Origin of the sequence: Acerihabitans arboris, from assembly GCF_010131535.1 — a bacterium.
Taxonomy (GTDB): Bacteria; Pseudomonadota; Gammaproteobacteria; order Enterobacterales; family Enterobacteriaceae; genus Acerihabitans; species Acerihabitans arboris.
The window spans coordinates 321,809-348,410 of record NZ_WUBS01000003.1; the positions used below are offsets into that span (position 1 = coordinate 321,809).

Below are 26,602 nucleotides of genomic sequence, written 5' to 3' on the forward strand. Positions count from 1 at the left end.
AAAAACCTTTCAACCTTGGTGGAATACCAGGCAAAAAGAAATAACCCAAGCGATTATTCACTCTTTATTCCTAAGATTCTACATCTCATTTTTTTAAGTAATCAGACTGTTAAGGGAAATTGAACTGCTTTTGGCAAAATTCGTGCCGTATTTACATAACATGACATTTCTTGCAGAGAAATAAGCATTTCCAAAATATACCCTTGAACCATAAATGCTATTTTTGACCATAAATGGCAATTCATCTATCGATGGAAATCATTTTGACATATCGTGTCATAATCAACGACAAATGCTATTTTTAACCCTTAGTGCCATTATCCGCGCAATAACAATTTTTTACCTTTTATAATAAATTGAAAAACACGCCGGTATAAAAATGCCATTTTTTGCCGTAAGTGTTATTTTTGACAATTAATGCCATATAAATTTTCTTTATTAATTTCAAAGCAGGGTTGTTAATTACAATATTTAAACCGCGATCACAAAATTTCATATTTAGCGTTTCGTTTTTTTAATAATTGGCGTTAATATTTCTACTCCCATTGGTGCTTCCTGTGTCTACTCGATGCGCTTCCGCCTTGGCCGCGGGATGAAAAAGGCCAAGGCAACAACCAATCCTTATCTTCAGTGTTCAAGCAGTGGCGCGGGCATAGGCCCGTATTAAATAAAAAATACTTTATAAGGTATCCTTTCAATGAAATATAGCATCCTTGCAGTGATAATCCCGGCATTGTTAGCTTCGGGGGTCGCTAGCGCGGCCGAGGTATATAACAAAGACGGCAATAAACTGGATCTATACGGTAAAGTGGACGGTCTGCATTACTTCGCCGACGATGACGGGTACGCATCCGATGGCGATCAGTCTTACGTCCGCTTTGGGTTTAAAGGCGAGACACAAATAAACGATCAGATTACCGGCTACGGTCAATGGGAATATAATATCCAGGCCAATAAGTCCGAAGGCGGCAGCGATGCCACCGACGGCACCAAAACCCGTTTGGGTTTCGCCGGGTTGAAATTTGCCGATTACGGCTCCTTTGATTACGGCCGTAATTACGGGGTAGTCTATGATGCCTTGGGCTGGACGGATATGTTACCTGAGTTCGGTGGTGAAACCGCTTACTCCGATAACTTTATGGTCGGTCGTACCACCGGCGTGGCCACCTACCGCAATTCCAATTTCTTCGGTTTGGTCGACGGCCTGGGTTTTGCCCTGCAATACCAGGGCAAGAACGATCGGGATGATATTCAGCGTTCCAACGGCGACGGCTACGGCGGTTCAATTTCTTACCTCTCGCCCATCGGGGTCGGCGTTGTCGGCGCGTACGCTTCCTCGGATCGCACAGACAGCCAGAACGTGGCGGCCTACGGCCAGGGCGACAGGGCCGAGCAGTGGGCCACGTCGCTTAAATATGACGCCAACAATCTGTATCTCGCCGCCACCTATGGCGAAACGCGTAACTCCACTTATATCAACGGCACCACGCCCACCGGCGTCAACGTAGTGGGTTTTGCCAATAAAACCCAGGACATATTGCTGGTGGCCCAATACCAGTTCGATTTCGGCCTGCGTCCGTCCATCGGCTATACCCAATCCAAGGGTAAGGATGTTGAAGGCATCGGCGACGTTGATTTGATTAAATACTATGAAGTCGGCGCCACCTATTACTTCAACAAAAACATGTCGACCTATGTTGACTATATTATCAACCGTATCGACGATGATAACCAACTTGGCATTAACAGCGGCGACGTTGTAGCGCTGGGCCTGGTTTACCAGTTCTAGTCAGTTGATACCGGCGCGATGCCCGCATCGTATGCGGGCATCCTGGCAAGATCCTGAAAACGCCCTGAATCCTGCCCTGGAGGCCGTGGCGCGCGGGCATGGCGCACATCCCTGGGCGCTTATGCGCCAACCGCGGGCCAACGCCCCGCCGTTGCTCCAATAGGCTCCCGGCGTCTTTATCCCCGGTCTGCGCTTTTTTCATCTTGCCCATCCTTCCCGCCTCAAGCACTTGCGCAGGTTTTCCCCTGCCCCAATCGTTCCTGTTTATGCCTCTTGAACACCTTTTACTTATCACTGTCGGCGGACCTTCCGCCGCGATCGACAAAAAAAGTGTGATCCAGCGCCAATATGACTTCATTATCGCTCCAATAATACGTATTATAACGTATTAACAAAGACGGCACACCCCACTCTACGCCAGTGGACCAGACGCTGTTACCGGATCCCTTTATCAATATCAGGATGTGATGCGATGAACGTCAATGAAATAATTACCGAAGTATCAGCCAGTTTGCAACGGATCGGGGGGATCGGACAGGTTTTCCTGGTGGCCTGCGGCGGTTCGCTGGTGGACATGTACCCGGCAAAATATTTCCTCGAAAGCGAGGCCGCCGCGCTACAGGTGGGCATGTACACCGCCAATGAGTTTGTCTGCGCCACGCCGAAAATCCTCGGCGCCAATTCATTGGTTATCGTCTGCTCCCACGGCGGCGATACGCCTGAGTCCGTCGCCGCGGCCAAACTGGCCCGCGAACGGCGCGCCGTGACCGTGACGCTGACTCATAACGACCGGGCGCAGCTGATCGAGCACGCCGATCATAATATCCTTTACGCCTGGGGCAACGATACGAACGTTATCGACAACCCGATGGCGATTATCCTGAGCCTGTGCGTGGAAACCCTGCGGCAGGTCGAGGGCTTTGCCGGATACCAGGATTTCCAGCAGGGATTACGGCAGATTAACGGCGTTATCGCCGCAGGCCGCCGCCAGGTTGCCGGACGCTGCGCGGATTTCGCCCGGCGCTTTAAGGACGAATCCCTGTTTTATATCCTTTCCAGCGGCGCCTCCTACGGCCATGCCTATGGTTTTGCCATCTGTTCGCTCATGGAAATGCAACGGGTCAACGCGTCGGCTATCCACTCCGGCGAGTATTTCCACGGTCCTTTTGAAGTGACCGACGGGGAAACGCCGTTTATCCTGATGATGAATGAAGGACGTACCCGCGTCATGGACGAACGCGCCCTAACCTTCCTGGAACAATACGCCGGCAAGGTCGAGGTGATAGACGCACGGGAACTGGGTATCGGCGCGCTGCCGCCAAGCGTGGTCGAATTCTTTAATCCGGTCCTGTTCTACAGCATCATGTGCGAATACCGCGCCGCGCTGGCCGATATCCGTCATCATCCCCTGGAAACCCGTCGCTATATGGGCCAGGTCGCATATTAAGGAGCCAGCATGAAGGTTATCGGCATCGGCGATAATGTCGTCGATAAGTACGAACATATCCGCACCCTGTATCCCGGCGGCAATGCGCTGAACTTTGCCGCCTATGCGCGGCTGATGGGATATGAGGCGGCCTACCTGGGCATCTTCGGCACCGACGGCGCGGCGGCCCACGTGCAATCGGTGCTGGCGCGGCTGGCGGTCGATGTCTCGCGCTGCCGGCAAGTCGCCGGGGAGAACGGCTTTGCGCGGCTGAAAAACCAGGACGGGGAGCGCATATTTCTTGACTCCAACGCCGGCGGCGTACGCAAAACCACGTCGATGGCGTTTATTTTTGACGATCTGCCCTACCTGCGGGAGTTTGATCTGATCCATACCGGCAGCTACAGCTATATCGACGCGCAGCTGCCCGCGCTGCGCAAGCTGGGCATCCCGCTCTCATATGATTTTTCCGATGATTTTGAGCTGGAGCATGCCTTAAGCCTGTGCGGCGAGCTGGATTTTGCCTTCTTCTCCTGCGCCGATTATACGGAGGAGCAAACCCGGGCCATCGTCCTGGCGGCGAGCGGGCGCGGCTGCCGCTATGTGACGGCCACCCGTGGCACCGAAGAGGCGCTGCTGTTCGACGGCCGGCAATGGTTCCGGCAACGGCCGCACTACGTCGCGCCGGTGGATACCCTGGGCGCGGGCGACTCGTTTATCGCCGCGTTTTTGCTCGGTTACCTGGAATTGACCGCGAGCGCCGGCGACGATGACGCGGGCCGGATAATCCAGGCTTGCCTTGGGCGGGCGGCGCGGTATTCCGCCGAAACCTGCCTCAGGGAAGGCGCGTTCGGTTATGGCGCCCCCTACTGATCCGGCGCATAGTCAGGGGATGCGCGCGTAGCCTATAATATACACCGGACAGGATAAGCAGCAGGGCGCGGAAATGTCGATAACCACCAGGAACAGCCTGCGGCAAAACGCCGCCGTGCCGTTATATAAACAATTAAAGGAACAGATCCTCAGCGACATCGGCTCGGGCCGGTTAAACGAAGGGGAAAAAATTCCCACGGAAGTCGAACTGAGCGAATTATATAATATCAGCCGCGTAACCGTGCGCAATGCCGTCAAGGAGCTGGTGGACGACAATATCCTGATCAAAAAACAGGGCAAAGGCACCTTTGTCTGCCCGGCTAAAATCGAGCGCAAGGTGGAGCATCTGCTCAGCTTTTCCGCCGCCTGCCAGGCCCAGCGCCTGACGACGCGCAGCCGGGTGGTCACGCATAAAATCTTGGCCGATTACCGCGATGTCAGGCAATGGCTGGCGCTTGACGACGACGACCAGATTTTATATATCCAGCGCATCCGTTATGCCGGCGACGCGCCGCTGATGCTGGAAAATAATTATTATTCCTATCATAAGTTCAAATTCCTGATCGCCGAGGATCTCAGCGGTTCCCTCTACCAGCTGCTGGCCGAGAAATACCATATCCACCCGACCCACGCCGGGGACACTACGCTGGAGTTGGTTAAGGTCCACGGGGGGCACGCCGCGCTGCTGCAAAAGCCGCTCGGCGAATCCCTGTTCCTGATGAAAACCCTGATCCTCGACGAACACCGGCATCCGCTGCACTACGGCGAGCAGTATATTATCGGCGAACGTTATCTCTTCAAGTTTTAACGCCGGCGCCGCGCGCCGGAAACGGGGACCGCCTCGATAATCGGCGATCGGTTTATCTCCAGCCGTTTTAGCGGCCCGACGATAAACAGATACGCGCAGGTACCGAGGATGCCCATCAACCCGACGTACAGGATAGCGTAATCAAACGAGCCGGTGGCCGATAAGATATAGCCAATCAGCAGCGGCGTGACGATACTGGCGATGTTACCGAAAAAATTAAATAATCCGCCGGCAATGCCCAGCACCTCCTTGGGTGACGTATCGCTTAATATGCACCAGCCCAGGTTGCCGAATCCTTTGGCAAAAAACGCTACGCTCATCACAAACACCACGAAGATATCCGAATTCACATAGTTGGCGCCGACGATAACGCTTGAGAAGACCATCCCCGCCATCACCGGCGTTTTCCGGGCAAAGGTCAGGCTGCATCCCCTGCGCAGCAGGTAATCGGAAAACAGCCCGCCAAGGATGCCGCCGATAAAACCGGCCACGGCCGGAATAGACGCCACCAGCCCCACTTTGATAATGGTCATGCCCCGGGCCTGGTACAAATAGGTGGGAAACCAGGTCAGGAAAAACCAGGTAATCGACGTCAGGCAGAACTGGCCGATATAGACTCCCGCCATCATGCGGTTACAGACCAGCGCCTTCACATGCTTCATTTCAATTGTCGTGGCGTTGCGTGCCGCCGCCAGATCGGGAATGCCGCCGCCGGAGCGGATATACTCGATCTCCGCGGCATTAACGCCCTTGTGCCGCACGGGATCGCGCACATACCACAGCCAGGCGAGGCCGATAACCATCCCTGCGCTGCCGATATAATAAAATATATAGTGCCAGCTCAGGGTTTGCAGGATCCATGTCATCAGGGGCGTAAACAACGCCAGGGAAATATATTGCGCCGCAGCGTAAATAGACGTGGCAAAGGCGCGTTCCTTATTGGGAAACCATTGTACCGTCAGCCGGCTATTGGCCGGAAAAGCCGGGGCTTCCACCGCGCCCATCAGGAAACGCAGGGCAAACAGAATAATAAACGGCGAGACAAACAAATACACATACCCCTGCATCACGGTAATCGCCGACCAGACGATCAGGGCGACGCCATAGACCAGCCTGGCTCCAAGCTTGTCCAGCACCCAGCCGCCCGGGATCTGCATCAGCACATATGCCCAGCCGAACGCCGAAAACGCCCAGCCCATCATGCTGGCGTCAAAGCCCAGCTCCTTGCTCATAAAAGGCGCGGCGACGGACAGGGTGGCCCGGTCGACATAATTAAATACCGTGGCCAGGAAAATAAAACCTAATATGATAAACCGGATATTCGACTTTTTTGCCTTGTCGGCCGCCTTGGTTTCCAATGACATAGGGGTATTCCCTCATAGTTATTTTTTATGCTGTAGGGTACGGTCCGCTTGGCCGGAAAAATGCGAGCATCAAACGGACGATAACGGGTCGGCGGGATTAGCAATCCCGACTGTCAACGGTAACCCGGGCGACGGTCCATGCGGCGGACTGCTCATGTAAGGTAAAGCCTAGTCCCGGCCGGTCCGGCACGATCATATGGCCGTCGCGTATGACAAAACGCTCGTTAAACACCGGCTCAAGCCACTCGAAATGCTCGACCCAGGTCTCATGGGCGTAAGCGGCGGCCAGATGCAAATGGATCTCCATGACAAAATGCGGCGCCAGCATCAGGCCGCGGTTCTCGGCCAGCGCGGCTATCTTCAGGAACGGCGTAATGCCGCCGATGCGCGGAGCGTCGTGCATCAGCAAATCAACCGAGCCGGTGTTGATGTACTCGGCCACTTCGTTGACGCTGGTGAGCATTTCTCCGGTGCCGACCGGCGTAATCAACTGGGCCGACAGCGCGCCATGGCCCTCGACGTCGTAGGCGTCCAGCGGCTCTTCTATCCACTGTAGCTCGAACTGCTCCAAGGCTTTACCCATGCGCAGGGCGGTGGCGCGGTCCCATTGCTGATTGGCGTCCACCATCAGCGGCACGTCATCGCCCAACGCCTTGCGCACCTGTTCCACCCGGCGCAGATCCAGCCGGCGGTCCGGGTGTCCCACCTTCATTTTGATGCCGCCCATGCCGCGGGCCAGGGACTGCGCCGATCTGTCGATAATTTCCTCCGCCGACGCCTGTAGATAGCCGCCCGACGTGTTGTAGCACCGCACTTCGTTACGGTGGGCGCCCAGGAGTTTGGCCAGCGGCAGCCCGGCCCGCTTCGCCTTCAAATCCCATAGCGCCGTGTCCATGGCCGCAATGGCCTGGGTCGCCACGCCGCTGCGCCCAACCGACGCCCCCGCCCATACCAGCTTGCCCCACAGACGGGCGATATCATTGGGATCCTCGCCGATCAACACCGGCGCCACTTCCCGCGCATGGGCAAACTGCGCCGGCGCGCCGGTACGCAGCGTATAGGTAAATCCCAGCCCGCTGAAACCCTGCTCGGTATCGATTTGCGCAAACAGCAGCGCCACATCCTTCAGCGCTTTTTGCCGCCCGGTGAGGACCTTGGCGTCGCTGACCGCGATTGTCAACGGCACGTTGACGGAGGATAACGTAATGCTGCGGATACGATCGGATGGAAAACCCTCGCTCCCCGCTATTTGATGCGCCATGATGTGTCCTTTTGAGAAAGTTGGCAAAGGATTGGAACACGCGCCGGCGCGGATGATTAGCGCTTTAGTCCCTCCCGGTTAACGTCAAAAACCGGGGTGGTTTGCTGAAAATGCCCTGTATCGCACATTTTTACGGCGGTTCCAGCTGTTATCTTGTCGCGGGTGACTAATACTGTCTATTTCAATCAGGGCATGGATTAATACGGGGATTGAATCAATGTTTGAGTTGGGGCAGTTGCGCTGTTTCACCACGGTAGCCATGGAGTTGAGCTTCCGGCGTGCCGCCGAGCGGCTGAATATGACCCAGCCGCCGCTCAGCCGGCAGGTGCAGTTGCTGGAACATCAGCTAGGGGTGCGATTATTCGAACGCACCACCCGTTCCGTAACCCTGACGCCGGCGGGACGGGCTTTTTTTATCGAGGCGAATCAGTTACTGGAGCGCGCGCAAAGCGCCGTCGCCAACGTCAAGCGCATCGCCCAAGGAGAGATCGGCGCCATCAATATCAGCTTCGTGTCCTGCGCGGTATACCAATTCCTGCCCGAGGTGATAAACCGGGTAAAGCTTAGCCACCCGCAAATCGATATCAACCTGCGGGAGATGCCCACCACCGAACAGCTTGAGGGGGTTCGGTTACGCCAGGTCGACATCGGCATAGTGCGCGCCGGTCACAGCCGGCACGGCTATCTGTGCGAGAGCCTGCTGAAGGAGCCGTTTGTCCTGGCCGCGCCGCGCGGCCACCCGCTGGCCACGGCGGCGCGGCCAGGACCGCGGGATCTGGATCGGCAGCCGTTTATTACCTATGCGCTTTCATCCTGGCAGCCCTTTTACGAACTTTTCGCCGGCGTATTCCGGGCCAATAACGTCCAGCCGCGCTACGTGCATCAAATCGGTTCCACCGTCACCATACTTTCGCTGGTCAACGGGGGCATGGGGCTGGCGCTGGTCCCGGCATGCGCCGCGCGCATCCGTTTTGAAAACGTCGTATTCCGGGATATTGAGCTGGGAGAAGGCGTCTGCAGCGAATTATCGCTTATCTGGCGCGACGATAACGATAACCCGGTGTTGCCGGTGCTGCTGGAAGCGCTGCGCCGGACGGTGGACGGCACGTCGCCCCCGGGCGGCTGGCCAGCCGGGGATAAGGCGGCGCAACGGCGGGCGCCCGCGCGCTAGTCCTTAATCTCCAGGTGCGGGCCTGAGGAAAGATCCTTGTTGCGTTCGATGTCAGCAAACAGCTGTTCCAGTTTCTCCTCCGACAGCGGTTTGGAAAACAAAAATCCCTGCAGCTGCGTGCAACCGGCGTCCACCAGGAACTGTTGCTGCTCCCGCGTTTCCACCCCTTCGGCAATCACCTGGAGATTAAGCTTTACCCCCAGATGGGACACCGCGGTAACAATGGCGGCGGTATCTTTCAGCTGGGTCACGAACTGCACGAACGAACGGTCGATTTTTACGCTGTCGACGACAATATCCTTTAATAAGCTGAGGCTGGAGTAGCCGGTGCCGAAATCATCCAGGGAAATCCTCACCCCGGCCTCGCGCAGCAGCACCAACTGATGCTTGCTATTGGCATCGGAGTTCATGATCGCCGTTTCGGTCAGTTCCAGCTCAAGGCGCTCCGGCGGGAACCGTTCTTCGGCCAGCAGCGCGAGCACCATGCGGGCAAAACCGCCGTCGCGCAGCTGGATGGGCGAGACATTGACCGAGAGCGATAGGTCGCCCCAGCGCAGCATTTCGCGGCACGCCTGGCGCAGTATCAGCTTGCCCAGCGGAATAATCAGCCCGGTTTCCTCGGCCAGCGGCACAAACTGTACCGGCGAGATCTCGCCCAGCTCCTTATCCTGCCAACGCGCCAGCGCCTCGACGCCGATAATCTGGTTGTCGGCGGCGCGGATGAGCGGTTGATAGGCGCAGGTAATATCCCGGCCCGAGGACAGGGCGTTGGCCAGCGCCTTTTCCATGCGCCGCTTGCTGCTCAGGCTGGCGTCAAGCGATTCGGAGTAGAAACAGTGCACGTTTTTGCCCTGCCGTTTCGCTTCATACAGGGCGGCGTCCGCCTTGCGCAGCAGTTCGCCGGCGGTGATCACCGCCTCGGTAATCACCGTCACGCCGACCGATACCGTGACAAAAGGCGACGCGCCGGTGAGGGTAAACGGCGTTTGCGTCAGGTTGACTATTTGCCGGCACAGGCTTTCCGCCTCCTCGCGCGCGACGGGCCGGTCGGTGAGCAGGGAAAATTCATCGCCGCCCATCCGGGCCACCAGGCTGTTCTTCGGCGCCACGCCCTGCAGGCGGCGGGCAAATTCGCACAGCACAAAATCCCCGGCCTGATGGCCGTAGGTATCGTTGATATTCTTAAAACCGTCGAGATCCATCAGCAGCAGCAGGCCGCCGGTCTCGCCGGCATGCCTGCCGACGCCTGGCACCACGACCTGGTTTAGCTGTTCATACAGCGCGGTGCGGTTATGCAGGCCGGTGAGGATATCGTGGTAGGCCAGGTAGCGGGTCTGGGCCTCGGATTCCCGCAGGCTGGTAATATCGTTTAGCGAGACCAGCACATACGGCGCCTCATGGAAGACGAGGCGCGAACAGCGCACCATTATCGAGATCAGCACGTTGTCCCGATTGAGCGCCTGATGTTCGTATTCTATCGACTCGCCGGTTTCCAGGACATAACGATCGCCTTCGGTGATTTTCTCCACCGAATGGTCGTCGAGATCGGCCAGGCCGGTCTGGCCCAGCATCTCCTCGACGGTTTTACCGAATAATTCGCAGGCCTGGCGGTTTAGAAAAACCACCCGCTGTTGTCCATCTTTCAGGAATGTGGCGTCAGGCAGCGCATTTAACACCGCCTGGCAGACTTCAAGATTGTTAAACATGGCGTGGGCGTCCTGTGTTATCGGTACCCCCAGACTAGCAGAATTTATGCCGGCCCGTATGCCGTATCCGTCTCGCCGGCCCGGCGTATTTCAAATCGATCCCCATCTCCGGCAGGCTGCGGGCGATATCGGTTAATTCACCTTTTTCATTTATGGGCTTACGCTTTTCATGGGCGATTATCCGTGCCCGGGCCATCAGGATTGAAACTGCCCAAGCTCATGCTGCAATAGGCGGTTGGCCGCCAGGCGCTGTTCGATATCGCCGCCCAAACGCTCGACCACCGCCGACAGCAGCAGGTTAAACAGACAGCTAAAGGGCGCCAGCGAATCCCAGAAGTTGCCGGTGTCGGTTTTTAACTGCAGCAGGTCCATCGGGTAATCGCGCGCCCAGGGACAATAGACGTCGGTGAGCAGCGCCAGCTTGAGACCGCGCCGGCTGGCCACCTCGCAATATTGCCGGGCGATAACCGAGTAGGCGCGGGTATCGGTCACCACCAGGTAGGGATTGGCGAATTCGGAATTCAGCGACTCCACATAGGTGCCGGACAGGCCGTCGGCAAACCACACGCGCGGACGCAGATATTCCAGATGGCTGAAAAAGGCGTTGGCGATGCCGCGCGTGGACTGGATGCCCACCACAAACACCGCGTCGGCCTCGACCAGATGCCGGGTAATATTGGCGAAGCTTTCGCTTTGCGCCAGCAGGTAGGCATGCTCGATCGCCGCCAGTTCCCGTGCCAGCGATAACCGCAGTTTTTCCCGCTGCGGCTGTGCGCTGAACTGGCGATAGGCGTCGAGACGATCTGTGACGCCCCAGGGTTGGTACAGGCCGCCGCCCTCCTGGCGCAACCCGCGCTTAACGTCGTCCAGGTTGCGATACCCAAGGCGCCTGAGGTAGCGGCCGACGGTAATGCCGCTGGCGGCGGCGCTGCGGGCGATACTGTCGGCGGTTTCAAAGGGGATCTGCGCCAGGTTGGCCAATAGCCAGCCGGCGATGCGCTTGCCGGTCGGCGTCTCTGCGGCAAACGAGGCTTCGATACGGGCAACAATCCCATGTTCAGGGGGCTTGATCGTCATGTTGTTTCGTTGACACCATGGCAATGGTTGTTATCGTAATAACAATGCAGATTTTATGCCAATACATGCCGGCATCGTTGGTCTTATTTTATCAAGGCGCGCCTTCGGCGGGCGGGATGGATGAGGGTGCCGTGCTTGACGCCGCGAGCCAGGACAGGCCGTGGTAAGCGGCCAGATGCGCGCCGGCGGCGCGCAGGCTGGCGTTTCTCTCGCTCTCGCTTAAGCCCAGCGCCTGCGCCAGTATGCCGGTAACCTCCTCCACCAGCGCCGGGGTCAGCTCACCTGAGATGGCCATGGCGGTGCGGCGCACCAACAGATCCTCCGGCCTGACCACCTGCTCGCGGGCAATCAGGAAACGCAGCTCGTTGACGGTATAACCGGGATGATGGCGCAACGGCCCATCGGGAGTTTGGCTGACGAAGGCCAGCAGCGCGACAGCACGGCTGCCGTAGCGGACTACCCATTGGGCTACCCGTGCCGGATCAACCTGATACTGTACGGCCAGGCCGCTTATCCAGGCCGCCTGCCCGGCCCGGGCGGGCAGATCCCGGCCGCCGCCGATGGGCAGGTGTTCCGTGGTAACCCGCCGCCGTTCCCCCAGGTGGCGCAGCGCCAGATCCGCCGCCTCGGCGCCGAATGCGCGGAAAGTGGTCCATTTGCCGCCCACCAGGCACAGGGTGGAAAACGGCCGGCCCGGCGCCGGGGCAATGACCTTAAGCGAGTGGCTGCGTGAAATCCGCCCGCTGACGGTCGTATCACTCACAGGCAGGGGGCGAATGCCGCAAAAGGTATAGAGGATATCCTGCGCGGCGATGGAAATATGCGGAAAAACAAACCGCAGCGAGTCCAGGATATAACGCTTTTCATCCTCCGCGCAGATCACGTCGTCCGGATTATCGGTGCGGATATCCGTGGACCCGACCAGCACGTTGCCAAAATAGGGGAACAGGATACAGACCCGCCCCTCGTGGTTTTCGTAGTACACCATGCCGTCGTTCAACGCCGCCAGCAGCCGGGCGTTGCGCACGATAAGATGCGATCCTTTGGTGCCGCCGATAAGCTTCGGCACCGGCGATATCGGGCCCAACACCCCGTTAAGCCGGTCAATCCAGGCGCCGGTGGCGTTAATCACCAGCTCCGGCGCCAGGGTAAAGGTTTCCCCGCCGTTGATATCGCGCAGCGTCACCCCGCCGTCGCGCGCATCCGCCAGGCTAAGGTAATTAAGCGCCAGCGCCCCGGGATTGGCACGTTCGGTGTCTTCGATAAGCTCGAACCCCAGCCGCTCCGGATAATTGATCCAGGCATCATAATAGATGGCGCTGCATTTAACCCAATCGCTGAATTCCGGCCAGCGGCGGCGGGTTTCGCCGCCGCCCGCCAGCCGGTGGGGCGGCATGACGCCCTGCGCGCGGGTATATAGGTCATAAAGGGCCAATCCGGCCTTGATCACCAGGGCGCCGCGGCGCGACGGCCGCCCGGTAAGGCCGATAAATCGTTTACCGGCGTTAACCAATCCCGAGAAGTAGGTGTCAATGGGCACGGTGGTGCGCAGCGGCTTTACATAATGAGGGGCATTGTCTAGCAGCCGGTCGCGCTCGACCACCGACTCTTTCACCAGGGCGAACTCACCGGACTCGAGATAGCGCAGCCCGCCGTGGATCATGCGCGACAGCGCGCCGCTGGCCGCCTGGCACCAATCCCCCTGCTCCACCAGGATGGCCGGGATGCCCTGCAACGCGAGTTCGCGAAAAGTACTGATGCCGTTAATCCCCCCGCCGACGATCAGCACCGGCGTCGTGCGCCGGCGGCGCAGTTCGGCCAGGCGCGCGGCGCGGCCGGATAATCTATCCGTCCCCGGTTCCGGCCCGGGGCCTCTATGGTTCACCATGCTGCTCCTCCTTATGGGGAAAAATGCCGCACCATAATAATGCGCCCGCACCATAAAAGTGAGGGCATGGCACACTTATGGCGCCGATATCTGCGCAAACGATTACGTTTTTTGCTGCTTAGACGGCCTTAATCCCTATATAATGCGCCTGCCTCATCCATTGCCGCCTTTGGCATGCTGGCGCAATAGTGGCATAGCGATTGCTTTGGCTGTGCAGACAACTTCAATGAGAAAACTCCCATGTTAGAAAAACTATTTAAATTAAAGGCTCATCGTACCAACGTACGAACCGAAATTCTGGCCGGGCTGACCACCTTTTTGGCAATGGCGTATATTTTGTTTGTTAACCCGTCGATCCTGAGCGCCACCGGCATGGATAAAGGCTCGGTGTTTGTCGCCACCTGCCTGGCCGCCGCCATCGGCTCGGCGCTGATGGGCTTTATCGCCAACTACCCGATCGCGCTGGCGCCGGGCATGGGGCTGAACGCCTTCTTTACCTACACCGTCGTATTGCACATGGGCTACACCTGGCAGATTGCGCTGGGCGCGGTATTTTTATCGGCGCTGATCTTCTTCGCCCTGTCGATCTTCAAGATTCGTGAATGGATTATCACCAGCATCCCGTTGCCGCTGCGCTCGGGCATTGCCGCCGGGATAGGATTGTTCCTGGCCATTATCGCCCTGGAAGGCGCCGGTATCGTCGTGGCGAATCCCGCCACCCTGGTTGGCCTGGGCGATCTGGGCAAAGCGGGCCCGTTGTTCGCCATGCTGGGTTTTGTGCTGATCGTGGTGCTGGAAGCCCGCCGGGTGCCCGGCGCGGTGCTGATCGGCATCCTGGCGGTGACCTTCCTGTCCATCGCCATGGGCTACAGCCAGTTCTTCGGCGTGGTATCCATGCCGCCGTCCATTGCGCCGACCTTTATGCAGCTTGATATTCGCGGGGCGCTGAACATTTCCCTGGTCAGCGTAGTGTTCGCGTTCCTGTTCGTGGATGTGTTTGACAACTCTGGCACCCTTATCGGCGTAACCAAACGCGCCGGCCTCACCGACGAGGCGGGCAATATCCCGCGCATGGGCAAGGCGTTGATCGCCGACAGCGCCGCGGCGCTGTTCGGCTCACTGCTCGGCACGTCCACCACCACCAGTTATATCGAGTCGGCCGCGGGCGTCAGCGCCGGCGGCCGCACCGGCCTGACGGCGATAGTGGTGGGCATCCTGTTCCTGCTCAGCTTGTTTTTCGCGCCGCTGGCCTCTAGCGTGCCGGCGTTTGCCACCGCGCCCGCCCTGCTGTTCATCGCCGTGCTGATGACCTCGGGCCTGGCGGAAATTGACTGGAAAGACATTACCGTCGCCGCTCCCGTCACCGTGACCGCGCTGACCATGCCTTTGACCTACTCCATCGCCAACGGCATCGCCTTCGGTTTCATCACCTGGACGGTGGTGAAATTGCTGGCCGGACGCACCCGCGACCTGAACGCCGCCCTGATCGTACTGTCCATTCTGTTTGTCATCAAACTGGGCTGGCTGAGCGCCTGATCCGCGTCCCGCCGCTGCCCCACCCCGCACGCCCCCGCGCATGCGGGGTATTTTTCGGCGCGAACCACCCGGCCATGGCGTTATTTAGCCGTCGTGGCCGCCGGCTGGACGATAAGCGCATTAGCCGGGGGAACCGGCAAACGCGCGCTGAACCCGGCTGCGGAATAAGCCCAAAGATACAACGAGGCGGTGGTGCCATAAGGGGAGTAGCGGCGGCGGTAGCGCTCGAAGCGTTCGCGGGGTAGTTCCTTATGCCGGTAGAGGTTCATCATGCCGCGACGAATGGCCAGATCGCCCCAGCTCACCACGTCGGGCCGCCCCAGCGAAAAGATCATCAGCATTTCCGCGGTCCACACCCCGATGCCCGGCAGGCGCGACAGGGCAGCAATCACCTCCCGGTCCGAATAGCCCGGTATCGCCGCCAGATCCAGTTCGCCGCTCATGGCAGCGGTGGCCGCGCCTTTGATATAAAGCGCTTTTTTCATCGTCATGCCGCAGGACTGGATCTGCCCGGCGGTCAACTGTTCAATCGCGGCCGGGGTCACGGTGCCCGCCAGCACGGTCAAGCGTGCGTTTACCGTCAGGCCGGCCTTGGTGGAAATCTGCTGGTCGACAATATTCCTGACCAGGGCGGCAAACAGATCCGGCATCAACGGCCGGGTAATGATGCCGATGCGCTCAATGGCCTGCGCCATGCGTTTATCTTTTTTCGCCAGCCAGGACAGCTCTTGGTGGCCGTACTCAAATATAGCCATAACATCACTCAGCGGGTCACCGCTACGGGTAAGATATCGTCACAATAAGAATAGCATTTTGTCAATTAGACCATAATTCATTTAAAGTCGTTAGCTACCGGCGGCGCGGCATGACCCGCGTGATTGTCTTTTAACCCTGTTTATCGAGGTAAGATGCATGAAACCACGCAAGGTAATGATCATTGGCGCGGGCAACGTTGGCTCTTCCGCCGCTTATGCGCTGCTGAACCAGCAGATTTGCCAAGAGATCATCCTGGTGGATTTAAACCAGCAGCTGGCGGAAGGCCATCGCCAGGATCTGGCGGACGCTGCGGCCTACATGCCCGGCCGTATTGTTATCAGCTCACGGCCGGCGGCGGACTGCCGGGATGTCGATATCGCGGTCATTACCGTTTCCGGCGGCGCGCTGAAACCGGGCCAAACGCGGCTTGACGAGCTGGACGCCACCGCGCGCATCGTCGGCAATATCGTGCCGGAAATGATGCGCAGCGGCTTCCAGGGAATCTTCCTGATCGCCACCAACCCGTGCGATATCATCACCTACCAGGTCTGGAAGCTGTCCGGCCTGCCGCGCAATCAGGTGCTGGGCACCGGCGTTTGGCTGGACACCACGCGTTTGCGGCGCATCCTGGCCGAGCAGCTGGATATCGCGGCGCAAAGCGTTGACGCCTTTATCCTTGGCGAGCACGGCGACACCCAGTTCCCGGTATGGTCGCACTCTTCGGTCTACGGCATGACGCTCGATGAGTATAGCCGGCTGAAAACCGGCCATGAGCTGGATTTTGCGCAGCTAGGCGAGCGAACCCGCCAGCTGGGCTTTGAAATCTATTCCCAGAAAGGCTGCACCGAATACGGCGTCGCCGGCACTATCACTGAAATCTGCCGCAATCTGTTTACCAGCAGCCACCGCGCCCTGACGGTATCCTGCGTGCTCGACGGGGAATACGGCAAGCAGGGGCTGGCGATCGGCGTGCCCGCGGTGCTGGCCCAGCGCGGCGTCGAGCAGATCATCGAGCTGGATTTTAATGAAGAGGAGCAGCGTCAGTTCGATGACTCCGCCGCCACCATCAAAAAAAATATAAAGCGGCTGGCGGTGGTGCATCATTAAGCTGGTTATCCCATCAACACGCCTGGTTCGCGTTCGGTTATCGCGGGGCTGGCGCGCCATGCAGCGCTCCGGCGGCCTGGGAAGGCCGCTTCCACCCCATTGGCACGCTTACGCTTTAACGCACGCCGGGTTTAGGTTCGGCATTGGCGGGCCGGTCATTATTTATAGGCGAGGCGCAGTAAACGCCTGACCGCCCGCTTGACTCTCTGTTTCATATCCGTTTTGATAAACCGGTAAACGCTGCGATCGCCCCTATCCTGCTGTTGGCACAGTTTGTCCTCGTTTACCGCCCGGATGTTTTCGGCGCTGAGACAGTGCTGCCGATGCGTGCAGGGACATTGCGCCAGGAAATACCTCATGGCGCAGGCCGATACCGGGCAAAAAGGATTTGCCGCCTGTGCCGCCGGCGACCACGCCCCCGAATAATAAGCGGGCAAAGCGGACGGAACCAGCGGCGCCGACTTTCTGGCATTCTCCATTGATTGAAATAATATTATTATTGTAAACAATAATAAAACCGGGCGTATAATCACGCCGAGTTGATATTTCCTGATGGTCATGAAATTGCTTACCTGCGTTCTGCTTATGCCGTTGTCGGCTCCCTTTCCATCCGAAATAGTTCTGGATGCGGGAGATGTTTCTACCATCCTCTGCCGGTAAATAGATAACTAGTGGTAATCATTCATAAATAAATATCATTGAATACACTATTATCATAGTAAGATACATATAATTATATGTCCGGTAAAATATTGTATACATGATAATTTATTACTTACTTTAATATTACCGGATCAATCTTCAATGTTATTCATATAAAGGGGAGTGTGCAATGGTGACGCTGCGAATTTCTTAAATAATAATCATAAAATTGAGTATATGTTATCATTTTTTCTTATTTTTTGAGCATTCTATTTATTCACTATGGATTATTATTTTTTATTAAATGAAGAAGCTAATTCAAGTATTCATTGTTTTTAATATTTTGGGGCAAAAAAAAAGGCCGGATCAGATCCAACCTCGGGCGATGCCTGTGCGCGCGGTCTCGCCCGGTCCCCCGGGGGTTGGGCAACGCTGGCGACAACCAAGGTTGCCGCCAGATGACCGGCGATGAAAACGGTCAGGCGGATTTACCGGCCTCGGGCACGCCGGCGGCGGCCATGGCCTTGACTTCGCCGATAGCCTTCAATTTTTTCGACAGCTCGCGGCGTTCTTTCGACAGCTCGGCATTTTTGATGATGTAGTCATCAACGCGATCTTCATAGTCGGTACGCATGCTGGCGATGATGGCCTGCACTTCTTCAATGGTCATCCCCGGCTTGAGGTAGTCGCTCAGGTTGTCCAGCAGCAGGACGCGCTTTTGGTTATCGCGGATTTTTTTCTCGTTATCGGCGATTTCACGCTGCAGCTTATTTTTGCGGCGGAACATTCGCACAAACTCCAGAACATCCTGGAATGAAGGCTTGGTGTGATCCATTTCAATTTCCTTGCTTAAGTCATCGGTTGAAAACGGTGCAGTGACGCATGGATAGTCATTACCTTACAGAGTAGCAGCTATCCGGCGCAATGGCATTTCGCTATTTTACCCGCTTTTACCGCCGGACCATAATTCATTCTTCCTGTTGCGGCAATGGCTTACGCAGCGCCTGGCATAGCAGCCGCGCCATCTGCTCCAGCTGTTGCGTCAGCTTCAGGCTCAGCCAGACGTAACCGAATATCGGCGCCTCGACCTCGTTACGCTTGCTGGCCTCCTCCATTAATAGCTTAAGTTCGGCGGCAATAACCGCCAGTTCGCCGCTATTGGCGACAATCGGCGCCGGATTACCCTGGCGCAGCGCGTCGGCAAGCGTCACCAGCGCCCGCAGGGTGACCATTTGGGTACTGCGCAGGGTGGTGGCGTTAAGTAAAATAAAATGGCTTTCGCGCGAGGCCCACCAGGCGTCGATTTGCAGCTCCAGTACGCAGACAATATTACGATTCAGGTTCTGGATGGCGTCGAACACCGCTTTGGGCACCGCGCTCTCCTTACTGGCCGGCGCCACCAGGGCGCCCATCTTGGCCACGTCGCCCAGCAGCGTTTTCAACCGCCCGTCCAGGCGGGGGCGCTCGATAATATTCGGCGAGAGGTAGGCGGCGTAGATCTTGCTTAAGGCTATCAGGCTGAAACTCATCTGCATCCGCCAGTGGATAAACGCCCGCTGCGGATAGATGCTGGTAAACAGCAAGGCCAGCAGCGAACCGATAATCACATCCCCGCTGCGCCAGAGCGCGGTTTGCATATCGCCCGCGCCGGCGCCGCATACCACCGCCAGGGTTATGCCTATCAGCAATGCCAGGTAAGGGCGCTTGCCAAGCGTAAGGTAACCGCAGATAAACATCACGATGCCGCACCAGATTAGCATCAACGGCAGGGAATAGAGTTCCAGGCGCAGGCCGATAAGTCCTGAAACGGCGCCGAACATGGTGCCGATAATACGTTGTACCGCCCGCTGCAGCACATTGCCCCAAAAGGATATCGGTCCCATCACCACCACCAGCGTGATCAGCGGCCAGGTTCCCTCCGGGATATCCAGCAGGCGGATGATCATAAAGGTCAGGACAAAGGCCAGTCCGATGCGCAATCCGTGGGCGATGCGGTAATGCTGGTAAATGGTATGTTCCAGAGAGGAGATTTTTCTATCCAAACGCACGGGAAATCGACCTGACATGATGAAGCGGGAGGCCTAGTTTAAAGAAATTAACTGCTTTTAACATCAATAATTAGGCTTACATATTTCAAGGTGTAACGTCGCCGCTAAAACAACTCTTTTCTGTTCGGGTATCGTTATCTGACTATAATTTATTTAATCATAAATATATTACTAATCATTGGTTTCGCGCCGGTAGCCGCGCTTCATTTCCTGGCGGAAAGCGCCCGGCCGGGTATCGCCCGCGCCGTCCGGCAGCGCCGGCGGGCAAACCGTCCTGGTTTAATTTGCTTACAACTTTCAACATCGTCATGAACACGGCGAAAGACAGGATAACGCATGAAATTTCAAGCAACTGCGTGGCAATGCCACTCTATTTTCCCGCCGTGCCGCAGCGTTTTACCGACGCCTGGGAACCGGTACCATTGCAAAGTTGCGTAATTGTTAGCAACATATTCATAATTTGCTACATAGCAGAATCCTTTATAGTAATGGGGTTTATCACCCTGGTGATCCATGTCGTCACAAACACATAAACAGCGCGGGGCGTGAACGCACCCGCCACGATAAATACGGGAAGCCTATATGCGCAAGAGAAAAAAAACGCTGCCGGGAGTGACCCGCAGGCAGCTTCTTTCCTATTCCGCCGCGACCTTTGCCATCGGCGCAAGCGTCGGCGCCAAGGCAGCGACCCTGACCGGCGCGCCGGGCTGGCAGCCCTTCGCCCACAATCCGACGGAAACCTTTGCCGGGCAAGGCTGGCTGTTTTTCAACGATAAGGAAGTGGCGACGCTTGAAGCCATGGTCGAACGTTTTATCCCTGCCGACGAACTTAGCGTCAGCGGCAAGGACGCCGGATGCGTGGTATTTATCGACCGCCAGATGAAGGGTTTTTACGGCACCTTTGCCCGGCTTTACCGCGAAGGTCCGTTCCAGGAAGGGACCCCCGAACAGGGCGATCAGTCGCCCCTGGTGCCCCAGCAACGCTATCGCATCGGCCTGGCCGATTTGGAAGACTATTGCCGGCAGACCTTTCAGAAAACCTTTCCCGAACTTCCCCCCGAACAACGCGATAAAATCTTGACCGGTCTGGAAAAAGGCGGCATCAAGCTGGCCAATATCGATGCCAAGCTATTTTTCAAACAGGTGCTGGACAATACCATGGAAGGATTTTTTGCCGATCCGATGTACGGCGGCAATCGCGATATGGTGTCATGGAAAATGATTGGTTTCCCCGGCGCCCGCTACGATTACCGCGATCTTATCGAACAACATAATCAAGACCTTCATTTAACGCCGGTAAGCATTGGCGGCAGTGAGCAATGGAAAACCAAGGGATAAACCGACATGGCAAAGAAACTTCCCAAAACCGATGTTGTGGTAATTGGTCTGGGCTGGGCGGGGGCAATTATTGCCAATGAGCTGACCGACGCGGGCCTGGAAGTGATCGCAATTGAACGCGGCCCGTGGCGCGATACCGCACGGGATTTTAACGTCGCATCCGTAACCGATGAGCTGCGTTACAATCGCAGCCAGGAGCTGATGCTGCGCACTAAACAAAATACCATCACCGTACGCAACGATCCGTCGCAGACCGCCCTGCCCATGCGCAGCTGGGGCTCGTTTCATCCGGGCAACGGCACCGGCGGCGCCGGCAACCATTGGGCGGGCATTACCTTCCGCTTCCAGCCGGAGGAATTCCGCCTGAAAAGCCATCTGCTGGAACGTTACGGCGCCGACGCCATGCCCAAGGAGCTGACCCTGCAGGATTGGGGCACCGACTGGGAGGAGATGGAGCCGTTTTACATGCAGTTTGAACGGCTGGCGGGCACCTCGGGTTATGCGTCCAACCTGAACGGCGTCAAGCGCGACGGCGGCAACCCTTACGAGGGCATGCGCTCCGGCGAATATCCGACGCCGCCGATGAAGCAGCCCTACGGCCCGACGCTGTTTGCCGAAGCCGCCAGGAATCTGGGGTATAAAGCCTTTCCCGTACCCTCATCGCTGGTCTCGCAGGCCTACACCAATTCCCTGGGCGTCGCCATGGGCCCCTGCACCTACTGTGGTTTTTGCACCAACTACGGCTGCGCCAACTACTCCAAGGCCAGCGCCATCACCACCGTGCTGCCGGTGCTGGTACGTAAGGAAAATTTCTCCGCGCTGACCAACAGCGAGGTCATGAAGGTCACCCTTGATTCCACCGGCAAACGCGCCACCGGCGTGGTCTATATCGACTCCTCCGGCGACGAATGGGAACAGCCCGCCGATCTGGTGATCGTCACGGCCTTTACCTTCGAAAACGTGCGTCTGATGCTGTTGTCCGGCGTGGGCAAACCTTACGATCCGGTGACCGATACCGGCACCACCGGCCGCAACTACGCCTACCAAACCGCCAACTCGGTACAGCTGTTTTTTGATAATAAAAACTTCAATCCGTTTATCGGCGCCGGCGCGGTAGGCATGGGCATCGATGATTTCAACAACGACAATTTCGATCATGCCGGACTGGGCTTTTTCGGCGGCGGCAGCATCCGCGTCACGCCCATCGGCGCGGCGCCGATTTCCTACCATCCCACCCCGCCCAGCGCGCCGACCTGGGGTAGCGAGTTCAAACGCCAGGTGAAGAGCAACTACCTGAGCAGCATGAGCATTGGCTGTGAAGCCAGCAGCTACAGCACGCGCACCAATTATCTGTCTCTGGATCCCAATTATAGGGATCCGCTCGGGCGTCCGTTGTTAAGGGTGACCTTCGATTTCTCACCCAACGATCTCAAGATGGCGGCCTATTGCACCGGCAAGGTCGGCGACATCGCCAAGGCGATGAATCCGCGCGAATATTATATGCGGCCGATGAAGGGCCACTGGAACTCGGCGCCCTACCAGTCGTCCCATATCGTCGGTGGGTTTGTCATGGGCGCCGATCCCGCCAACAGCTCGGTGAACAAACATCTGCAGGTGTGGGATGTGCCGAACCTGTTCGTGGTCGGCGCCTCCGCGTTCCCGCAGAATCCCGGCTATAACCCCACCGGCACCGTGGGCGCGCTAGCCTTCAAGGCCGCATACGCCATTCGCCACTATTACCTGCAACGCCCCGGGGAGATGATCACCGCATGAAAAAGCTGATTTCAGTTTATGCCGGCCTGTTGGCGCTGACCGCCTGGACGGGGCATGCCCTGGCGCAACCGGAGTATGACCAGGTGGAAAAAGGCCGTTACCTGGCGGTGGTGGGCGACTGTACCGCCTGCCATACCACCGATGCGTCCAAGCCTTTTGCCGGCGGCTTTCGCATTGACACGCCTTTTGGCGCGCTGCTCGGCGCCAATATCACCCCGGATATGGAAACCGGCATCGGCAAATGGACCTTCGACGATTTCCAGCGGGCCATGTCGGAAGGGATAGGCCATGGCGGCAAGCGCTTGTACGGCGCGATGCCGTTTACCGCCTATACCAAAATGAGCCGGGAAGATAACCAAGCGCTGTGGGCCTATCTGCAAACCCTGCAGCCCATTAACCACCCGGTGGAATCCAACCAGCTACCGTTCCCCTTTAACATTCGCGCCAGCCTGATAGGCTGGAACTGGATTAATTTTGATAAGGGCGCCTTCACGGCCGATCCGAAAAAATCCGCGGAATGGAATCGCGGCGCCTACCTGGTGGAAGGCCCCGGCCACTGCGGTACCTGCCATACGCCGAAAAACCTGCTGGGCGGCGACAAAAACGCCAACTTCCTGCAGGGTAACAATCTGGGCGCGTGGTGGGCGCCGGATATCACCAATAACCAGCATACCGGCATCGGCAAATGGAGCGAAGAAGACCTGGTTGCCTATCTGCGCACCGGCGTCAACCGTTACGATATCGCCTCCGGCCCGATGGCGGAAGAGGTGGAACACTCTTCCCAGCATTGGCACGATGCGGATCTCAAGGCGGTGGCGGTTTACCTGAAGGGCGCCGCTGCCTCCGGTTCCAAGGCGCCCGAGGCGCTTAAGGCCGATGACGGCCGGATGGTGGCGGGCAAGGCCATCTATTTCGATCGCTGCTCGGCCTGCCATAATCCCGCAGGCACCGGCGAAGCCAATCTCTTCCCGCGCCTGGCCGATAACCCGCTTATCCGCGCGCCCAACGCCACCTCGTTGATAAACGTGGTGCTGGCCGGCAGCCGCGCGGGCGCCACCGACAGCCGCCCCACCGCGCCCGCCATGCCCAGCTTCGCCTGGAACCTGGATGACGCCCAGGTGGCCAATGTCCTGACCTATATCCGCAATAGCTGGGGCAACGCCGCCGCGCCGGTTAACGCGGCGGACGTAAAGGACATGCGCAACACGCTGCGGCCCTGATGCGCGGCGATACATAACCTCCTGGCGGGGCGGGCCGGCCGGCGCCCGCCCCGCCAGGACGGCGCTCACCCCGCCGGCCGCGCCGCCGGGCTGTTGCAATCAATCGTCATAGGCACCCTGAATACACCACTTCAATTAAATACATTATTCATAATAGTTAATTGCATTAAATTAAGTTAACAGTTAAATCAACTCCGAAATATTGTCAAAAAATAACTTATTTACACCAAATTAATATCATCACGCCCTACGCTAACTAATCATGCCACCGGGACAATGACAGGAACTGACTGATTTAAAATTTATATTAATTAACAATTTAATGATAAACCCACGTTTCTCACCAAGCTTCACTGTTCTGTGAGTAATATCCAAGCTATCATGACAGGAAAATACCTGTCGGTTAGAATACTCGGTAATTCCGTCACGCGATAAGCTTCACCGCTATTATTTATACTACTTCAATATTGCACATGGATATATGATAAACATCTCTCGTTCTTTAGCCTGGAAACTGGTTTTCCTGTTAAGCGGTTTATTTTGGCTGGGTGTATTCGGGCTAATTGCCTGGCTGTAACCAACGCACCGCGCCCTATGGCACAAGCTCCCCGGCAATATCGGCGTAAAGCCGCCCGCGCCGTACAGGGGCGCGGGCAAGGTTTTTATTTGGTCACCGGCAGGGCCTGGTAGGGAACTTCAGTGTCGCTGCGTTTATCAAGCCGGTAGGCAAGGTATGCCGAGCGTAGGCCGAATAAAAAGATGCTGATCATCACAAAAATAAACAGCGCGGTTAATCCGGCGTTCAGCTGGTTATTAAAGACCAGCCGCCCCATTTCCTGCATGGTTTTAGCCGGGCCGATAATCTGGTTCTGATCGATGCCCGCCTGATATTTACGCGCCAGCGCCAGGAAACCCACCCGCGGATCGTCGGACAGTATTTTCATCAATCCGGCGGTAGTGGTGAATACCAATAATAGCGTCATCGGCAGACCGGCCACCCAGGCGTAAGCCTGGCGTTTCATTTTGAACAACACCACAAAACACAGGGTCAGCGCCATGGTGGCCAGCATCTGGTTGGCAATGCCGAACAACGGCCACAGGGTATTGATGCCTCCCAGCGGATCCACCACGCCCTGGTACAGAAAATAGCCCCAGGCGGCGACACACAGCGCGGTGGCGATAATATTGGCCGCCAGCGAGTCGGTGCGCCGCAGCGACGGCACCGCCACCCCCAGCAGATCCTGCAGCATAAAACGACCGGCGCGAGTGCCGGCGTCCACCGCAGTCAGGATAAACAGCGCTTCGAACAGGATGGCGAAATGATACCAGAACGCCATGCTGATACTGCTGACGGCCTGGCTGAGAATATGCGCCATGCCGACCGCCAGGGTAGGCGCCCCGCCCGCCCGCGACACAATGCTGCTTTCGCCCACCGATTGGGCGTATTCCGTCAGCATCTGCGGCGTAATTTCAAATCCCCAGCCGCTGACCGTCGCCGCCGCCGCTTCCACCGTGGTGCCGCCCAGGGCCGCCGCCGGGCTGTTCATGGCAAAATAGATGCCCGGGTCGATAACCGACGCGGCAATCAGCGCCATAATGGCAACAAAGGATTCCATCAGCATGCCGCCATAACCGATAAAGGCCGCCTGGGTTTCGTTTTCCAGCATCTTGGGCGTGGTGCCCGAGGCAATCAGCGCATGGAAACCGGACACCGCGCCGCAGGCGATGGTAATAAACAGGAATGGAAACAGCGACCCCGACCACACCGGCCCGGTGCCGTCGATAAACCGGGTCATGGACGGCATTTCAAGCGTCGGCGCGATAAATACGATACCGATGGCCAGCCCGACAATGGTGCCGATTTTCAGGAAGGTCGACAGATAATCCCTGGGCGCCAGCAGCAGCCATACCGGCAGGATGGACGCTATGCCGCCGTAGATCACCAGCGTCCAGGTCAGCTGCTTGCCGTCGAGGGTAAAGTAAGGCGCAAGCGTCGGGCTGCGGGAAATATCACCGCCATAGATGATGGCGGCCATCAGCACGACGAAGCCGATTATCGAGATTTCGCCAATTTTACCCGGCCGGATAAAACGCAGGTAGATACCCATGAAAATTGCCAGCGGGATGGTGCATCCCACGGTAAACGCGCCCCACGGGCTGTTGGTCAAGGCCTTGACCACGATAAGCGCCAGCACCGCCAGGATAATAATCATGATCATAAAGGTGCCGAACAAGGCAATGACGCCCGGGACCGCCCCCAGCTCCTGCTTGATCAAATCACCAAGCGATCGTCCGTCCCGCCGCGTCGAGACAAACAGCACCATAAAATCCTGTACCGCGCCCGCCAGCACCACCCCCGCCAGGATCCAGATCATGCCGGGCAGATACCCCATCTGCGCCGCCAGCACCGGACCGACCAACGGCCCGGCCCCGGCAATGGCGGCAAAGTGATGGCCGAACAGCACATATTTATTGGTGGGAACATAATCCAGCCCGTCGTTATGACGATATGCCGGCGTCATGCGCGTAGCGTCCAGCCGCAATACCCGACGGGCAATAAAGCGGCTGTAATAACGGTAGGCAATCAGATAGACCGACACCGCGACCACCAGGATCCACAGCGCGTTGATTTTTTCGCCATTATGCAGGGCAATAACGCCCAACCCAAAAGCACCGGCAACGGCAACCAGGATCCAAATCAAATGGGAAGCAATGTTTCGCATACAACCGCTCCTTGATAATTTATTAGCTAGCTAAATAAAACGCTGTGCGGAAAAGACCAGACTGTTGTATTACCTTTTTTCATAACATTGCTTAAA

19 protein-coding genes and 1 pseudogene are annotated in these 26,602 nt (G+C 57.3%); 10 read left to right on the forward strand and 10 right to left on the reverse strand.

Going from position 1 to position 26,602, the window contains the following annotated elements:
* Positions 1-697 precede the first annotated feature (697 nt).
* The 4 genes from ompF to GRH90_RS05820 all read left to right on the forward strand — a co-directional run bounded on the left by ompF (position 698) and on the right by GRH90_RS05820 (position 4,896).
* Positions 698-1,789 carry a porin OmpF gene (gene ompF, locus GRH90_RS05805; protein WP_162364977.1) on the forward strand — a complete coding sequence of 364 codons (1,092 nt, stop codon included), beginning with the start codon at positions 698-700 and terminating at the stop codon, positions 1,787-1,789.
* 472 nt (positions 1,790-2,261) lie between these two features.
* Positions 2,262-3,236 (forward strand): SIS domain-containing protein, encoded by a 975-nt coding sequence (locus GRH90_RS05810; RefSeq protein WP_162364978.1) that lies wholly within the window; start codon positions 2,262-2,264, stop codon positions 3,234-3,236.
* Between the two features lie 9 nt (positions 3,237-3,245).
* The gene (locus tag GRH90_RS05815) at positions 3,246-4,088 is read left to right on the forward strand and encodes a PfkB family carbohydrate kinase (protein ID WP_162364979.1); all 843 of its coding nucleotides are present in this window, start codon (positions 3,246-3,248) and stop codon (positions 4,086-4,088) included.
* 73 nt (positions 4,089-4,161) lie between these two features.
* On the forward strand, positions 4,162-4,896 hold the full coding sequence (locus GRH90_RS05820) for a GntR family transcriptional regulator (RefSeq protein WP_162364980.1): 735 nt from the start codon (positions 4,162-4,164) through the stop codon (positions 4,894-4,896).
* On the opposite strand, the gene GRH90_RS05825 is transcribed toward GRH90_RS05820, so the two are convergent.
* Positions 4,893-6,260: an MFS transporter gene (locus GRH90_RS05825; RefSeq protein ID WP_162364981.1), complete on the reverse strand. Its 1,368-nt coding sequence runs from the start codon at positions 6,258-6,260 to the stop codon at positions 4,893-4,895. The genes GRH90_RS05820 and GRH90_RS05825 overlap by 4 nt on opposite strands.
* A gap of 97 nt (positions 6,261-6,357) precedes the next feature.
* On the reverse strand, positions 6,358-7,521 hold the full coding sequence (locus tag GRH90_RS05830; protein WP_162364982.1) for an L-talarate/galactarate dehydratase: 1,164 nt from the start codon (positions 7,519-7,521) through the stop codon (positions 6,358-6,360).
* 217 nt (positions 7,522-7,738) lie between these two features.
* On the opposite strand from GRH90_RS05830, the gene GRH90_RS05835 reads away from it, so the two are divergent.
* Positions 7,739-8,692, forward strand: coding sequence for a LysR family transcriptional regulator (locus tag GRH90_RS05835; protein WP_162364983.1), 954 nt, complete (start codon positions 7,739-7,741; stop codon positions 8,690-8,692).
* Here the strand turns inward: GRH90_RS05835 and GRH90_RS05840 are convergent.
* The 3 genes from GRH90_RS05840 to GRH90_RS05850 all read right to left on the reverse strand — a co-directional run bounded on the left by GRH90_RS05840 (position 8,689) and on the right by GRH90_RS05850 (position 13,363).
* Positions 8,689-10,398 carry a putative bifunctional diguanylate cyclase/phosphodiesterase gene (locus tag GRH90_RS05840; protein WP_162364984.1) on the reverse strand — a complete coding sequence of 570 codons (1,710 nt, stop codon included), beginning with the start codon at positions 10,396-10,398 and terminating at the stop codon, positions 8,689-8,691. The genes GRH90_RS05835 and GRH90_RS05840 overlap by 4 nt on opposite strands.
* Before the next feature lie 195 nt (positions 10,399-10,593).
* On the reverse strand, positions 10,594-11,475 hold the full coding sequence (locus GRH90_RS05845; protein WP_162364985.1) for a MurR/RpiR family transcriptional regulator: 882 nt from the start codon (positions 11,473-11,475) through the stop codon (positions 10,594-10,596).
* Between the two features lie 91 nt (positions 11,476-11,566).
* On the reverse strand, positions 11,567-13,363 hold the full coding sequence (locus GRH90_RS05850) for a glycerol-3-phosphate dehydrogenase/oxidase (RefSeq protein WP_162364986.1): 1,797 nt from the start codon (positions 13,361-13,363) through the stop codon (positions 11,567-11,569).
* Positions 13,364-13,603: 240 nt separating this feature from the next.
* Between GRH90_RS05850 and GRH90_RS05855 the strand changes: the two genes are divergently transcribed.
* Positions 13,604-14,899: an NCS2 family permease gene (locus tag GRH90_RS05855; protein WP_162364987.1), complete on the forward strand. Its 1,296-nt coding sequence runs from the start codon at positions 13,604-13,606 to the stop codon at positions 14,897-14,899.
* Positions 14,900-15,060: 161 nt separating this feature from the next.
* On the opposite strand, the pseudogene GRH90_RS05860 reads toward GRH90_RS05855, so the two are convergent.
* Positions 15,061-15,654 (reverse strand): annotated as a pseudogene (locus GRH90_RS05860) (DNA-3-methyladenine glycosylase family protein); the annotation flags it as partial.
* 157 nt (positions 15,655-15,811) lie between these two features.
* On the opposite strand from GRH90_RS05860, the gene GRH90_RS05865 reads away from it, so the two are divergent.
* Entirely contained in the window at positions 15,812-16,762 is a 951-nt protein-coding gene (locus GRH90_RS05865) for an L-lactate dehydrogenase (RefSeq protein ID WP_162364989.1), read from the forward strand.
* A 158-nt stretch (positions 16,763-16,920) separates the two neighbouring features.
* On the opposite strand, the gene GRH90_RS05870 is transcribed toward GRH90_RS05865, so the two are convergent.
* The 3 genes from GRH90_RS05870 to GRH90_RS05880 form a co-directional block, all read right to left on the reverse strand.
* Positions 16,921-17,409 (reverse strand): hypothetical protein, encoded by a 489-nt coding sequence (locus tag GRH90_RS05870; RefSeq protein WP_162364990.1) that lies wholly within the window; start codon positions 17,407-17,409, stop codon positions 16,921-16,923.
* A 473-nt stretch (positions 17,410-17,882) separates the two neighbouring features.
* Positions 17,883-18,239, reverse strand: coding sequence for a DUF496 family protein (locus GRH90_RS05875; RefSeq protein ID WP_162364991.1), 357 nt, complete (start codon positions 18,237-18,239; stop codon positions 17,883-17,885).
* 133 nt (positions 18,240-18,372) lie between these two features.
* Positions 18,373-19,452: an FUSC family protein gene (locus GRH90_RS05880; protein ID WP_162364992.1), complete on the reverse strand. Its 1,080-nt coding sequence runs from the start codon at positions 19,450-19,452 to the stop codon at positions 18,373-18,375.
* 582 nt (positions 19,453-20,034) lie between these two features.
* Between GRH90_RS05880 and GRH90_RS05885 the strand changes: the two genes are divergently transcribed.
* From GRH90_RS05885 to GRH90_RS05895, 3 genes are read left to right on the forward strand one after another with little or no spacing between them, the layout of a single operon-like run.
* Positions 20,035-20,790, forward strand: coding sequence for a gluconate 2-dehydrogenase subunit 3 family protein (locus GRH90_RS05885; protein WP_162364993.1), 756 nt, complete (start codon positions 20,035-20,037; stop codon positions 20,788-20,790).
* A gap of 6 nt (positions 20,791-20,796) precedes the next feature.
* Positions 20,797-22,563 carry a GMC family oxidoreductase gene (locus GRH90_RS05890; RefSeq protein ID WP_162364994.1) on the forward strand — a complete coding sequence of 589 codons (1,767 nt, stop codon included), beginning with the start codon at positions 20,797-20,799 and terminating at the stop codon, positions 22,561-22,563.
* Positions 22,560-23,783: a c-type cytochrome gene (locus tag GRH90_RS05895; RefSeq protein ID WP_162364995.1), complete on the forward strand. Its 1,224-nt coding sequence runs from the start codon at positions 22,560-22,562 to the stop codon at positions 23,781-23,783. Before GRH90_RS05890 ends, GRH90_RS05895 begins: the two co-directional genes overlap by 4 nt.
* A 662-nt stretch (positions 23,784-24,445) precedes the next feature.
* On the opposite strand, the gene GRH90_RS05900 is transcribed toward GRH90_RS05895, so the two are convergent.
* Entirely contained in the window at positions 24,446-26,506 is a 2,061-nt protein-coding gene (locus tag GRH90_RS05900; RefSeq protein WP_162364996.1) for a carbon starvation CstA family protein, read from the reverse strand.
* Positions 26,507-26,602: the final 96 nt, after the last annotated feature.